This window comes from Sphingobium soli (assembly GCF_020782245.1).
GTDB lineage: Bacteria > Pseudomonadota > Alphaproteobacteria > Sphingomonadales > Sphingomonadaceae > Sphingobium > Sphingobium soli.
The window spans coordinates 17,185-31,344 of sequence record NZ_JAJGNP010000004.1 but is presented as its reverse complement, the minus strand read 5'-3'; the positions used below and the strand labels follow the sequence as shown (position 1 = coordinate 31,344).

Annotated in this window: 14 protein-coding genes; all 14 read right to left on the bottom strand. The window is 61.1% G+C overall.

Features of this window, described 5'->3' with window-relative positions; translation table 11 throughout:
- Genes nuoN through LL253_RS06630 form a run of 14 tightly spaced genes read right to left on the bottom strand, consistent with a single transcriptional unit; the run spans nucleotide 1 to nucleotide 14,159 of the window.
- A complete protein-coding gene (nuoN, locus tag LL253_RS06695) occupies nucleotides 1-1,437 on the bottom strand; it encodes an NADH-quinone oxidoreductase subunit NuoN (RefSeq protein WP_228226661.1) in 1,437 nt (478 codons plus the stop codon).
- Complete coding sequence (locus tag LL253_RS06690) at nucleotides 1,437-2,990, bottom strand: NADH-quinone oxidoreductase subunit M (protein WP_228226660.1); 1,554 nt, start codon at nucleotides 2,988-2,990, stop codon at nucleotides 1,437-1,439. The genes nuoN and LL253_RS06690 overlap by 1 nt, the downstream gene beginning before the upstream one ends.
- Nucleotides 2,990-5,083, bottom strand: coding sequence for an NADH-quinone oxidoreductase subunit L (nuoL, locus tag LL253_RS06685; protein WP_228226659.1), 2,094 nt, complete (start codon nucleotides 5,081-5,083; stop codon nucleotides 2,990-2,992). The genes LL253_RS06690 and nuoL overlap by 1 nt, the downstream gene beginning before the upstream one ends.
- Before the next feature lie 8 nt (nucleotides 5,084-5,091).
- Nucleotides 5,092-5,397: an NADH-quinone oxidoreductase subunit NuoK gene (gene nuoK / locus LL253_RS06680; protein WP_009821720.1), complete on the bottom strand. Its 306-nt coding sequence runs from the start codon at nucleotides 5,395-5,397 to the stop codon at nucleotides 5,092-5,094.
- Nucleotides 5,394-6,005, bottom strand: a complete 612-nt coding sequence (locus LL253_RS06675) for an NADH-quinone oxidoreductase subunit J (protein ID WP_009821721.1) — start codon at nucleotides 6,003-6,005, stop codon at nucleotides 5,394-5,396. The genes nuoK and LL253_RS06675 overlap by 4 nt, the downstream gene beginning before the upstream one ends.
- Nucleotides 6,006-6,032: 27 nt before the next feature.
- Nucleotides 6,033-6,518, bottom strand: coding sequence for an NADH-quinone oxidoreductase subunit NuoI (gene nuoI / locus LL253_RS06670; RefSeq protein ID WP_009821722.1), 486 nt, complete (start codon nucleotides 6,516-6,518; stop codon nucleotides 6,033-6,035).
- A complete protein-coding gene (nuoH, locus tag LL253_RS06665; RefSeq protein ID WP_228226658.1) occupies nucleotides 6,515-7,564 on the bottom strand; it encodes an NADH-quinone oxidoreductase subunit NuoH in 1,050 nt (349 codons plus the stop codon). The genes nuoI and nuoH overlap by 4 nt, the downstream gene beginning before the upstream one ends.
- Nucleotides 7,561-9,567, bottom strand: a complete 2,007-nt coding sequence (nuoG, locus tag LL253_RS06660; RefSeq protein WP_228226657.1) for an NADH-quinone oxidoreductase subunit NuoG — start codon at nucleotides 9,565-9,567, stop codon at nucleotides 7,561-7,563. Before nuoG ends, nuoH begins: the two co-directional genes overlap by 4 nt.
- Nucleotides 9,560-9,928: a hypothetical protein gene (locus tag LL253_RS06655; protein WP_228226656.1), complete on the bottom strand. Its 369-nt coding sequence runs from the start codon at nucleotides 9,926-9,928 to the stop codon at nucleotides 9,560-9,562. The genes nuoG and LL253_RS06655 overlap by 8 nt, the downstream gene beginning before the upstream one ends.
- Nucleotides 9,925-11,262 (bottom strand): NADH-quinone oxidoreductase subunit NuoF, encoded by a 1,338-nt coding sequence (nuoF, locus tag LL253_RS06650; RefSeq protein ID WP_228226655.1) that lies wholly within the window; start codon nucleotides 11,260-11,262, stop codon nucleotides 9,925-9,927. Before nuoF ends, LL253_RS06655 begins: the two co-directional genes overlap by 4 nt.
- Complete coding sequence (locus tag LL253_RS06645) at nucleotides 11,262-11,411, bottom strand: hypothetical protein (protein WP_009821727.1); 150 nt, start codon at nucleotides 11,409-11,411, stop codon at nucleotides 11,262-11,264. Before LL253_RS06645 ends, nuoF begins: the two co-directional genes overlap by 1 nt.
- Nucleotides 11,408-12,088: an NADH-quinone oxidoreductase subunit NuoE gene (gene nuoE / locus LL253_RS06640; protein WP_228226654.1), complete on the bottom strand. Its 681-nt coding sequence runs from the start codon at nucleotides 12,086-12,088 to the stop codon at nucleotides 11,408-11,410. Before nuoE ends, LL253_RS06645 begins: the two co-directional genes overlap by 4 nt.
- Entirely contained in the window at nucleotides 12,088-13,323 is a 1,236-nt protein-coding gene (locus LL253_RS06635) for an NADH-quinone oxidoreductase subunit D (RefSeq protein WP_009821729.1), read from the bottom strand. Before LL253_RS06635 ends, nuoE begins: the two co-directional genes overlap by 1 nt.
- Nucleotides 13,323-14,159: an NADH-quinone oxidoreductase subunit C gene (locus tag LL253_RS06630; protein ID WP_228226653.1), complete on the bottom strand. Its 837-nt coding sequence runs from the start codon at nucleotides 14,157-14,159 to the stop codon at nucleotides 13,323-13,325. The genes LL253_RS06635 and LL253_RS06630 overlap by 1 nt, the downstream gene beginning before the upstream one ends.
- Nucleotide 14,160: the final 1 nt, after the last annotated feature.

Here is a 14,160-nt window from a genome sequence, read left to right as displayed (position 1 = left end):
TCAGAAGAGTGACGCGGCAGCAGCCGCGCTGACCGCGTCGAGTGCCGGGTTTAGCAGATACCCAAAGACGATGACCACCGCACAGGCGGTGAGGATGACATTTTCGACCATTCCGCCCTTGGCTTCATAGGCTGCGGCCGGCTCGTCAAAATAGATCGTCTTGATGATCTTGAGATAATAGAAAGCACCGATCACCGAGGCAGCGATGCCGAAGGCGGCAAGCGCAGTCAGATCCGCAGCGACCGCGGCATCGAACACCAGGAACTTCGCCCAGAAGCCAAAGAGCGGCGGGATGCCGGCCATCGAGAACATGAAGATCGCGAAGGCCGCGGCCAGACCCTTGCGCGACTGCGACAGTCCGGCAAGGCTGGCGATGCTTTCGACCGGGCGGCCATCTGCGTCCCGCATTTGCAGGATGCAGGCGAAAGCGCCGATCGTCATGACAACATAGATGGCCATGTAACTCATGGTTGCGGCGACACCAGCAGGCGTGCCCGCGGCAAGGCCGATCAGCGCGAAGCCCACATTGTTGATCGATGAATAGGCCATCAGACGCTTAATATTGGTCTGACCAATAGCCGCCACCGCACCCAGGATGATGGACGCCAGCGCGACGAAAATCACGATCTGCTGCCAGTCCAGCCCCGCAGGACCGAGCGCTTCGATCGCGACCCGAACCGCCAGCGCCATAGCTGCAACTTTGGGAGCGCTGCCGAAGAAAGTCGTCACAGGGGTTGGGGCGCCCTCGTAGACGTCGGGGGTCCACATATGGAACGGCACCGCGCTCATCTTGAAAGCCAAGCCCGCCAGCAGGAACACCATGCCGAACAGCTCGCCATTCGATACGCCGTTACCCATGGCCACCGCAATGCCGTCAAACGCCGTCGTGCCGGTGAAACCGTACAGCAGCGCCGACCCGTAGAGCAGAATGCCGCTCGCCAGCGACCCCAGCACGAAATATTTGAGGCCCGCTTCGGACGATCGTGCGTCCCGGCGCATGAAGCTTGCCAGCACATAGGCTGCAAGGCTCTGCATTTCGAGGCCGACATAAAGGGTCAACAGGTCGCCTGCCGACACCATCATGCCCATGCCGATGGCGCTGAACAGGATCAGCACCGGATATTCGGGCCGTTCCCTGCCGTCCGTCTGGAAATAGCGGGGGGCGAGAAGAATGGCGGCAGCAGCGGCGGCGTAGATCATGCCCTTGGCAAACGCCGAGAAGGCGTCTGCCCGCACCAACCCATCGAAGGCAACAGGGCCATTGGCGAGCGAGGTCGACAAGGCAACGCCAGCCAGCACCAGTGTCAGGACGGCCAGCCAGTTGACGACGCGGCTGCTCGCTTCGCCGCCCCAGGCGGCCACCAGCATCAGAGCGAGACCACCGACGGTCAGGACCAGTTCCGGCGCAACCGCCAGAAGGGAAGCGGATTCAATCATCAGTGCGCCTCCCCGTGCACGCTTGCTTCTTCATGGGTGGCGCCGCCAGCCGACTTCGCCGCGCCCATCTTGATATGGGAATCACCTGCGGGTGCCGCAGGAGCGAGGCGCGCTTCGAGCGCGCGAATATCGGACCGCATCGGAGCGAGGAAACTTTCGGGATAGACGCCCATCCACAGCACCGCCGCCGCGATTGGCGCCAGCAGGGCAATTTCGCGCACGGACAGGTCAGGCATGGCTGCTGCATCAGCATTGACCTGTTCGCCATAAGCGATCCGCCGATACAAATAGAGCATGTAGGCCGCGCCCAAAATGATACCCGTGGTGCAAACCAGCGCCACCCAGCTGGATGCCTGGTAAATTCCCATTAGTGACAGAAATTCGCCGACGAAGTTGGACGTGCCGGGCAAGCCGACCGACGCCATGGTGAACAGAAGGAACAACACCGCATATTTGGGCATGTTGATGCTGAGGCCACCATATCGGTTGATCTCTCGCGTGTGCAGGCGATCGTAAATCACGCCGACACACAGGAACAGCGCGCCCGACACCAGGCCATGGCCCAGCATGACCATCATCGCGCCTTCGATCCCGGCCTGATTGAAGGCGAACAGCCCGACCGTGACGATCGCCATATGCGCAACCGAGGAATAGGCGATCAGCTTCTTCATATCACTCTGAACCAGCGCAACCAGGCTGGTGTAGACCACCGCGACCATCGACAGGCCCCAAATCAGCCAGGCGAGCTGTGCCGAGGCTTCCGGGAACATCGGCAACGAGAAACGGATGAAGCCATAGCCCCCCATTTTCAGCAGCACACCCGCCAGGATCACCGACCCTGCGGTGGGTGCCTGAACGTGGGCGTCAGGCAGCCAGGTGTGGACGGGCCACATCGGCATCTTGACCGCAAAGCTGGCGAAGAAGGCCAGGAACAGCCAGGTCTGCGCCTCTGGCGCAAAATTATAGGCCATCAACGCGGGAATTTCGGTCGTGCCCGCTTCATGCACCATCCACATCATCGCTATCAGCATGAGGACCGAGCCAAGGAGCGTGTATAGGAAGAATTTATAGCTCGCGTAAATGCGGTCCGCGCCCCCCCAGATACCGATGATAAGGTACATCGGGATGAGGCCGGCTTCGAACATGACGTAAAAGAGGTAGATGTCCTGTGCCGTGAAGACGCCGATCATCAGCACCTCCATGAACAGGAACGCCGCCATATACTCGCCGACACGTTTCTGGATGGCCTGCCAGCTTGCGCCGATGCAAATTGGCATCAGGAAGACGGTCAGGACGATCAGCATCAGCGCAATGCCGTCAATGCCGAGCGCCCAGGCAAAGCGCCCGAAAATCGGCGCATATTCCTGAAATTGCCACTGCGCTGCCGTTCCAGCCTGATCGAAATTCGCCCAGAGCGCGATGCCGAGCACCAGATCGACCAGCGTAGCGATCAGCGCTATCCAGCGTGCGCTATTGGCGCCTGCAAAGAGACAGGCGATGGCCCCCGCCATCGGCACTGCCATCATCAGGGAAAGGATGGGGAAGCCGTCCATTATCGTGTCATCGCCCAGGTTGCGGCTGCGGCGAGGCCAATCAGCATCACCAGCGCGTAGGTGTAAAGGTAGCCGGACTGAATCCGACGCGTGATCTTGTTGCCCTGCACGACCAGCGCGGCAAGCCCGTTGGGGCCAAAGCGGTCGATGAAACCGACATCCCCGAACTTCCAGAAGAAGCGGCCGATGGCGAAGGCGGGCCTGACGAACAGGAAGTGATACAGCTCGTCAAAATACCATTTATTGAGGAGGAACTGGTAAAGCGCACCGAAGGTCGACACGAAGCGCTGCGGCCAATCGGTGTTCTTGATGTAGACAAGCCAGGCGATCAGCAGCCCGATGGCCATCACCGTGAACGGGCCGAACTTCACCCAGGTCGGCACTTCATGGGCAGCGTGCATCAGATGGCTGTTAAAGGCGAGCGCCCCGTTCCAGAACTCCATGCCGCCTTCCGCGCCGATGAACTGGTCGTGGAAGACGAAGCCGGCAAAAACCGCGCCCAGGCTCAGCACGACCAACGGGATCAGCATGACCAGGCCGCTTTCGTGCGGATGATAGCCACCCGTGCCCGCAGGCAAAGCATGCGCGGCGGTACCGTGCGCATGCGGCTCATCGCCTGCATCTTCCTGCGCAGGCGCATTGTCATGCTCTGCTCCATGGCCATGCGTGTCATGATCGTCATGGCCATGGGCATCATGAAGCGCATGCTGGATATGCTCTGACGCTGCCCAGCGCGGCTTGCCGAAAAAGGTCAGGAACACCAGGCGCCAGCTGTAGAAGCTGGTCAGCAATGCAGCGAACACGCCGACATAATAGGCCCCCACGCCCGCCCCGCCAGCCGCGAACGCGGCTTCAAGGATGCCATCCTTTGAATAGAAGCCGGCAAAGCCAACACCAACGAGCGGAATGCCGACGCCGGTGATCGCCAGCGTGCCGAGTGTCATTGTCCAGAAGGTGATGGGGATGCTTTTGCGCAGGCCGCCATAATAGCGCATGTCCTGCTCATGATGCATCGCATGGATGACCGATCCTGCGCCGAGGAAGAGCAGCGCCTTGAAAAAGGCGTGCGTGAAGAGATGGAACATCGCCGCGCCATAAGCGCCGACGCCCGCCGCGAAGAACATATAGCCCAGCTGCGAACAGGTTGAATAGGCGATGACGCGCTTGATGTCCGTCTGCACGGTGCCGACCGTCGCCGCGAACAGGCAGGTGGCAGCGCCGATGAAGGTTACGAAGCCAAGCGCTGTGGGCGAGGTTTCGAACATCGGTGACAGGCGGCACACCATGAACACGCCGGCCGTCACCATCGTCGCGGCGTGGATCAGCGCCGACACAGGGGTCGGGCCTTCCATCGCGTCAGGCAACCAGGTGTGCAGGCCGAGCTGCGCCGACTTGCCCATCGCGCCGACGAACAGCAGCAGGCAAAGCACGGTCATGGTATCGAAACGATAGCCCAGGAACCCGATGGTCGAGCCTGCCATTGACGGCGCAGCCTCAAGGATTTCCGGGATCGAAATCGTGTTGAACACCAGATAGGTGCCGAAAATGCCCATCATGAAGCCAAGGTCGCCGACGCGGTTGACGACGAAGGCTTTAATCGCAGCGGCATTGGCGCTGGGCTTACGGAACCAGAAACCGATGAGAAGATAAGACGCCAGACCTACGCCTTCCCAGCCGAAGAACATCTGGAGCAGATTGTTCGCGGTCACGAGCATCAGCATCGCGAAGGTGAAAAGCGAGAGATAGGCGAAGAAGCGCGGCTGATCCGGCTCTTCGTCCATATAGCCCCAGCTGTAGAGGTGGACGAGACTGGATACGCTGGTGATGACCACCAACATGACCGCTGTCATCGTGTCTACGCGCAGCGCCCACTGGGCATCGAAGCTGCCGCTTTCGATCCAGGTAAAAAGAGGCGTAACGGTCGCCTCTGCATGACCGGCGACGAACGGGACGAAGATCATCCAGCTCATTGCGCAGGCGATGAACAGCGCGCCGGTCGTGACGATCTTGGCCGGCAGCTTGCCAAGCGCCTTGTTTCCAAGGCCAGCGATGGCAGCCGCCAGCAGCGGCAGAAGGACGATAAGCTGGATCATGAAACGGCTCAGCCCTTCATCTGGTTGATGTCATCGACGGCAATGGTGCCGCGACCGCGAAAGTAGATGACGAGGATGGCAAGGCCGATGGCCGCCTCACCCGCCGCGACGGTCAGCACGAACATGCTGAACACTTGACCGACCAGATCGCCGAGGAAGGCGCTGAACGCCACAAGGTTGATGTTCACGCTCAGCAGGATCAGCTCGATCGCCATCAGGATGATGATCACATTCTTGCGGTTGATGAAGATGCCCAGCACCCCCATCACGAACAGGATGGCGCTGACCACCAGATAATGTTGCAGGCCGATCACAGCTCCACCCCCTGCCCCACGGGCTGATTGACGTTGCGCACGGCATCTTGCGGCCGGCGCTGGTTCTGACGCGCGATATTCTGCGGGCGAACCCCGCCACGTGCACGGTGTGTCAGGACGATAGCGCCGATCATAGCCACCAGTAGGACGATGCCCGCCGCTTCGAACAGGAAGATGTAGCGCGTATAGAGAAGCGCGCCGATCGCCTGGATATTGCTGAGCTCCGGGTTAACCGGGCCGGCGCGCTGCGCCAGCTCGATCGGACCGACGCTCCACAAGCCAATGCCGAGGACGATTTCCGCCAACAGCACCAGCGCGACCAGCAGGCCGAACGGCAGATAGCTCACGAAGCCTGCGCGCAATTCGGCAAAATCAATGTCCAGCATCATGACGACGAACAGGAACAACACCGCGACGGCGCCGACATAGACGATGACCAGCAGCATCGCGATAAATTCCGCGCCCAGCAAGATCATCAGGCCAGCGGCGTTGAAGAAGGCCAGGATCAGCCACAGGACCGAATGGACCGGGTTGCGCGACAGGATCGTCAGCGCGCCGCTGCACACCACAATCGTGGCGAACAGATAGAAGGCGACAACGTGAATCACAGGATCATATTCCCCTTGGCGCGCGGCTTAACGATAGGGTGCATCGGCGGCAAGGTTCGCGGCGATCGCGCGTTCCCACTTGTCACCATTTTCAAGAAGCTTGGCCTTGTCGTAGATCAGCTCCTCGCGGGTTTCGGTCGCGAATTCGAAGTTCGGACCTTCCACGACTGCGTCCACCGGGCATGCTTCCTGACAGAAGCCGCAATAGATGCACTTGGTCATGTCGATGTCATACCGTGTCGTGCGGCGGCTGCCATCGTCGCGCGGCTGCGCCTCGATCGTGATGGCCTGCGCCGGGCAGACCGCTTCGCACAGCTTGCACGCGATGCACCGTTCTTCGCCGTTGGGGTAACGACGCAACGCATGCTCGCCCCGGAACCGCGGCGAAATCGGGTTCTTCTCATAGGGATAGTTGATCGTCGCCTTTGGCTTGAAAAAATATTTCAAGGTCAGGGCGTGCGCCTTCACGAACTCCCAGAGGGTAAACGACTTGACGTAGTAACCGAGGCTCATTGTGCGCCTCCATAGCGCGTCAGCATGAGGAAGCCCGAAACCAGGAACACGAACAGCAGCGAGGTTGGCAGGAAGATTTTCCAGCCCAGCCGCATCAGCTGATCATAACGGTAGCGGGGCACCGTCGCCTTCACCCAGGAGAAGACGAAGAAGAAAAAGAGGATCTTGGCAAACAGCCAGAGGATGCCGGGCACATAATAAAGCGGCGCCCAATCGAACGGCGGCAGATAGCCACCCCAGAACAGCACCGCGTTGAGCGCACACATCAGAATGACGTTGGCATATTCGCCCAGCCAGAACAGCGCAAACGCCATCGACGAATATTCGGTCTGATAGCCCGCGACCAGCTCGCTTTCCGCTTCGGTCAGGTCGAAAGGCGCACGCGCCGTTTCCGCCATCGCGGAAATCAGGAACATGATGGCCATGGGGAATAGCAGCGGGTTGAAGCCGTTGCCGTTCAGAAACCCATAATAGCCCTTCTGGCTTTCCACGATCGCCGTCAGATTGAAGCTGCCGGCCCACAGCACGACGCAGATCAGGATAAAGCCGATCGAGACTTCATAGCTGATCATCTGCGCGCTGGCGCGGATCGCCGAGTAGAAGGGATATTTGGAGTTGGACGCCCAGCCCGACAACACGACGCCGTAAACCCCAAGCGAGGAGATGGCGAGGACATAGAGCAGGCCGACATTGATGTCCGCCAGCACCACGCCGACCTGGAACGGCACCACCGCCCAAGCCATCAGCGCGACCGTGAAGGTGATGATCGGCGCGATCAGGAACAGGGTCTTGTTCGCCGCCGACGGAATGATGGTTTCCTGCAGGAAGACCTTAAGACCATCCGCAAAGGACTGGAGCAGACCGAACGGGCCGACGACGTTGGGGCCGCGCCGCAGGGCCATTGCCGCCCAAATCTTCCGGTCAGCATAGATGATCATCGCCACCGCCAGCATGACCGGCAGCGCGATCAGCAATATGCCGATGACGGTGGCGAGCAGCCACGCGCCTTCGAACGGCAGGCCCATATTTTGGAAAAAGGCGGTCACTCTGCGGCCTCCGCGAAGCTTTCACCATGGATCAGCTCGGCCGAGCATTGCTGCATCGTCGGGCTGGCGCGGCAAATCGCGTTGGTGAGGTAGAAATCCTTGATCGGCGAACCCAACTCCCCGGTCGCCCCGCTGGGCAGGCTCGGAACGGACCAACCGAAATCGACCAGCCCTTCCTGCCCCAGCGCCGGCACGGCCTTGGCCATCTCCGCGCGCAATTGTTCGAAGCTGTCGAAGGGCAGCGTCGCCCCCATCACATCCGACAAGGCGCGCAGGATCGACCAGTCTTCGCGCGCGTCACCCGGTGCGAACACGGCCTTTTCACCGCGCTGCACCCGACCTTCCAGATTGACATAGGTGCCAGCCTTTTCGGCATAGCTTGCGCCAGGCAGAATCACGTCCGCTGCATGCGCGCCCTTGTCGCCATGATGGCCGATATAGACTTTGAAGCTGCCATCAAACGCCGCATAATCGACCTCATCAGCGCCCAGCGAAAAAAGCAACTTGGGCGCGGCTTGCGCCATCGCCTTGATGCCGCCGTCCATCGCATAGCCCAGCATCAGCCCGCCCATGCGTGAAGCCGCAAAGTGCAGGACGTTATAGCCGTTCCAGCCATCCTTGATCAGGCCCAGCGTATCGACCAACGCCAGCGTGTCGCCATGCGCGCCGTCCTTCGCCAGCACCCCGCCACCGACGATCATCGTCGGACGCGCAGCCTTGGCAAAGGCTTCAACCACGGCTTCCGGCAGCTTACCGAGGAGCGAGGCGTCATTCCCCAGCCATTCGACCTTGTAGGTCAGATCGACCTCGGGGCCGACGGCAAATATTGTCGCGCCACGTTTGATCGCCTTGCGGATGCGCGTGTTCACCAGAGGCGCTTCCCAGCGCAAATTGGTGCCGACCAGCAGGATGACGTCCGCAGTTTCCAGATCGGCCAGCGGGGTGTTGAATACCACCGACGACAGGCTCGACACGTCATAGGCAAGACCGGTCTGACGCCCTTCCAGCATCGTGCCGCCCAGCTTCTCCGCCAGCAGCTTGCCGGCAAACATGGTCTCGCAGTCGAGCAGGTCGCCGGCGATCGCTGCGACGCTGCCGCCATGCTGCACCGCCGCAATCGCCTTGAACGCTTCTTCCCAGGTAGCCGCGACCAACTTGCCATCCCTGCGGACGAACGGCTTGTCGAGCCGCTTGCGCACCAGCCCATCGACATTGTGCCGGGTCTTGTCGGATGCCCATTCCTCATTCACGTCGTCATTGATGCGCGGCACCGCGCGCAGAACCTGACGACCGCGGCTGTCGAGCCGGATGTTTGTCCCGACCGCGTCCATGACGTCGATCGCGTGCGTCTTCTTCAGCTCCCAGGGCCGCGCTTCGAAAGCATAAGGCTTGGACGTCAGCGCGCCGACCGGGCAAAGATCAACCACGTTACCCGAAAGCTCGCTTTTGGCGGCATGCTCCAGATAGGTGGTAATCTGCATATTCTCGCCGCGATAAATGGCGCCGATTTCCGGCACCCCCGCGACTTCTTCGGCAAAGCGCACGCAGCGGGTGCATTGGATGCACCGGGTCATGACCGTCTTGACGATCGGCCCCATATATTTTTCGGTGACGGCACGCTTGTTTTCGTCATAGCGGCTGCCGCCCCGGCCATAGGCGACCGACTGGTCCTGCAAATCGCATTCGCCGCCCTGGTCGCAGATCGGGCAATCGAGCGGATGGTTGATGAGCAGAAACTCCATCACCCCCTCGCGCGCCGTCTTCACCATTTCAGTCTGGGTGAAGATTTCCTGATTGTCGGCAGCAGGCAGCGCGCACGAAGCCTGTGGCTTGGGCGGTCCGGGCTTCACCTCGACCAGGCACATGCGGCAATTGCCGGCGATGGACAAGCGTTCATGATAGCAGAAGCGCGGAATTTCCTTCCCCGCCAATTCGCACGCCTGCAGGACAGTGGCGCCTGCCGGCACTTCGAGTTCTACGCCGTCGACTTTGACTTTAGGCATTGGGACGACCCCGGAATAGATTCCAGTTCGGCACGACGACCGCGACGAACATGACAAGAAACAGGGCATAGCCCCAGATAAAACCCCATGTCTGGGGCAGGAAAAAGCCCTTGATGACCTGAATGCCGGCACCGGCTACATACAGGTAAACACCAACGCGCTTCGTCAGGCCGGTGAGATATGCCCCGTATATCGCCATGGCCATGCCCACCAGCGTCGCAATGACGATCGGCTCACCATAGAGAGATGGCGCATCGGCCAGCGCAAACACCAGCGTGACGAAGAAGGCCGCCCAGATGAGGGCAAAGCCCCATCCGAACACCCGTATCGTCTTGTAGCCGCTGACAGGCTGATCGATCACTCGGCGGCCTCCATGACCGGAGCGCCGCGCTCGGCGATCCGACGCTCGATTTCCGGGCGGAAGTGCCGGATCAGGCCCTGGATCGGCCAGGCGGCCGCGTCGCCCAGCGCGCAGATGGTGTGGCCTTCGACCTGCTTGGTCACCTGGAACAACATGTCGATCTCGCTCTGGTCCGCATCGCCGGTGCGCAGCCGTTCCATCACCCGCCACATCCAGCCGGTGCCTTCGCGGCACGGCGTGCACTGACCGCAGCTCTCGTGCTTGTAGAAATAGGACAAACGGCTGATCGCCCGGACAATATCAGTCGATTTGTCCATGACGATGATGGCCGCAGTGCCAAGACCCGAGCCAAGACCTTTCAGGCCATCAAAGTCCATCGGCGCGTCCATAATCTCCTTGGCCGGCACCAGCGGCACCGACGATCCGCCAGGGATCACCGCCAGCAGATTGTCCCAGCCGCCGCGAATGCCGCCGCAATGGCGGTCGATCAGCTCGCGGAACGGGATGCCCATGGCCTCCTCGACCACGCAGGGCTTGTTCACATGCCCGCTGATCTGGAACAGCTTGGTGCCCAGATTATTGGGACGTCCGATCGAGGCAAACCATTCCGGCGAGCGACGCAAAATCGTTGGGGCGACCGCGATCGACTCCACATTGTTGACCGTGGTCGGGCAACCATAAAGACCCGCGCCCGCCGGAAACGGTGGCTTCAGGCGCGGCTGGCCCTTCTTGCCCTCCAGGCTCTCGATCTGCGCGGTTTCCTCGCCACAGATATAGGCGCCAGCGCCGCGATGGACGAACACATCGAAATCATAGCCCGACCCGCAGGCATTCTTGCCTAGGAAGCCCTTGGCATAGGCCTGCTCGACGGCGGCGAAGAGAACCTTGGCTTCGTAGATAAACTCGCCGCGAATATAAATATAGGCCGCGCGCGCCCGCATCGCGAAGCCGGCAATCAGCGCGCCTTCGATCAGCTTGTGCGGATCATGCCGGATGATCTCGCGGTCCTTGCATGAACCCGGTTCGGATTCATCGGCATTGATGACCAGGAAGCTCGGCCGGCCGTCCTTGCTTTCCTTGGGCATGAAACTCCACTTCATGCCGGTCGGGAAGCCCGCACCGCCGCGACCGCGTAGGCCGGACGCCTTGATGCGGTTGATGATTTCGTCCTGGCCGATCTCCAGCAGGGCCTTGGTATTGTCCCAGTCGCCGCGCTTCATCGCCGCGTCGATGCCCCAATCCTGGAAGCCGTATACGTTGGTGAAGATGCGATCCTTGTCGGCCAGCGGACCGACGAACGGCGGCGGCGCGGGAGGCGCGGTGTCTTCGGCCATTATCGGCCCTTTCCGATCAGTTTTTCAGCAACGAAATAGGCGAGCACGGCCACCGCCAGTCCAAGGACGAGGCCCAGCACCGCGCCCAAAATCTTGAGCGCGATGATGAAGACGATGATCGCCAGGATGATGGAGACAAGCGCACTCATGCGGCCGTGGCTCCCCACTGGCCGCGATAATCATGATTGTCGTCGACCATTTCCGGCAGGCTGGTCGGACCGCCTTCGGGACAGCTGGTCTGGCGGTCGATCTGCGGGCCGATCTTCGGCTGCTTTCCGGCGGCCAGATCGTCCAGGATCGCGCTCATGCTGTCATAGGTCAGATCTTCGAAATTATCGTCGTTGATCTGGACCATCGGCGCATTGGCGCACGCGCCAAGGCACTCGACCTCAGTCAGAGTGAACAGGCCGTCGGGCGTGGTCGATCCCTTTACCAGACCCTTGTTCTTGCAGGCCGAAAACACGTCGTCCGAACCGCGCAGCATGCAGGGTGTCGTGCCGCACACCTGCACATGATAGCGGCCGACCGGCGCCAGATTGTACATGGTGTAGAAGGTCGCGACCTCATAGACGCGCATATACGGCATATCGAGCTGCCGGGCGATATATTCCATCACCGGCACGGGCAGCCAGCCCTGCGTCTGCGTCTCCGCGCCGACCTGCCGCTGGGCAAGATCGAGCAGCGGCATCACCGCGGACTGCTGGCGGCCGGCGGGATAGCGGGCGATGACCTTCTCGGCCTGCGCGGCATTCTCTGCCGTCCACGCAAACGCGCCCCAGCGCGCGCGGGTCTCGGCTTCGTCAGGGATATGGGGTGCGTCAGCCATTAGCGGTCACATTCTCCGAACACGATATCCATCGCGCCTAGTACAGCGGTAGTGTCGGCGAGCATGTGGCCCTTCATCATGAAGTCCATCGCCTGCAGATGCGAGAAGGCGGTCGGGCGGATCTTGCAGCGATAGGGCTTGTTGCTGCCGTCCGCGACCAGATAGACGCCGAATTCGCCCTTGGGGCTTTCCGTCGCGACATAGACTTCGCCCGCCGGGACGTGGAAACCCTCGGTATAAAGTTTGAAGTGATGGATCAGCGCTTCCATCGAGCGCTTCATCTCGCCGCGCTTGGGCGGCACCACCTTGCGGTCGAAACTCGCGATCGGCCCTTCAGGCATCTCGTTCAGGCACTGCTTCATGATCCGCGCGGACTGGCGGACTTCCTCGACGCGCACCATGAACCGGTCATAGCAGTCGAAGTTGGTGCCGACCGGAACGTCGAAGTCCATGCGGTCATAGACGTCATAAGGCTGCGCCTTGCGGATGTCCCACGGAATGCCGCTGCCGCGGATCATCGGGCCGGAAAAGCCCCATTTCAGCGCGTCTTCCTTCGAGACGACGGCGATGTCGACATTGCGCTGCTTGAAGATGCGGTTGTCGACCACCAGGCTCATCGCATCCTCGAACAGGCGCGGCAATCGCGTGTCCAGCCAGTCGGCAATGTCGGTCAGCAGCTTGAGCGGCACATCCTGATGCACGCCGCCCGGCCGGAAATAGGCCGAGTGCATGCGCGCGCCCGACGCACGCTCGAAGAAGTTCAGGCAATCCTCGCGAATTTCGAACAGCCACAGGTTGGGCGTCATCGCGCCCACGTCCATCACATGGCTACCGAGGTTCAGCATATGATTGCAGATGCGCGTCAGCTCCGCGAAGAACACGCGCAGATATTGCGCGCGCAGCGGCACTTCGAGGTTCAGCAGCTTTTCGACCGCCAGCACATAGCTGTGCTCCATACCGAGCGGCGAGCAATAGTCGAGCCGGTCGAAATAGGGCAGCGCCTGCAAATAGGTCTTATATTCGATCAGCTTTTCGGTGCCGCGGTGCAGCAGGCCGACATGCGGATCGCAACGCTCGACGATTTCGCCTTCCAGCTCCATGACGAGGCGCAGAACGCCGTGCGCAGCGGGATGCTGTGGACCGAAGTTGATCGTGTAATTCTGGATTTCGGTATCACCATAGGCCGGATCGGCCGCGTCGGTGCGATGGTCCAGTTCGTCCAGATAATCGGCCATTACGCCTTGTCCTCCGGCTTGGCAGCGCCTTCGCCTTCATCGGTATGCTCCTCCGGCTTTACCGGAGCATCCTCTGACTTGGCCGCCGCTTTGGCGTTGGCCGGCTCGCCAGCCCCCGTATCGCTCTTGCTCTCGGTCGTCTTGGGCGTGTCACCCTTCGCTTCCCCCTTTGGCGCGGAAGGCGGCGGCGGTGGCGCGGCAGCAGGCGTGGGCGCGCCTGGCGCCTGACCGGCTTTTTCGTCCCCCGGCAGCACATATTGCGCACCTTCCCACGGGCTCATGAAGTCGAAGCTGCGGAAATCCTGAGCCAGACGCACCGGTTCGTACACGACCCGCTTATCTTCTTCGGAATAGCGCAACTCGACATAGCCGGTCAGCGGAAAATCCTTGCGCTGCGGATGGCCCCTGAACCCATAATCGGTCAGGATGCGGCGCAGGTCCGTATTGCCTTCGAACACCACGCCGTACATGTCGAACACTTCGCGTTCCAGCCAGCCGGCGACCGGCCAGATGTGCGTGACGGTCGGCACCGGCATATTTTCGTCGGTGCTCACCTTCACGCGGATACGATGATTCCGTGTCACGCTCAGCAAATGATAGCAGACCTCGAAGCGCTCGGCTCGGTCGGGATAGTCGACCCCGGCAATCTCCATCAGCTGCTGATAATGCCCCATGTCGCGCAGCGTGACCATGGCGTTCGCCAATTCCTCGCGCACGACAGTGAAGCTCAGTTCATCGGCATGATCGACGGTTTCGACCAGCATCGAACCCAGCAGGGCGGCGATTTCATCCGCGATGCCGTCGATGGTCGCGATCCGGGGTGCAGAATGGGCCATA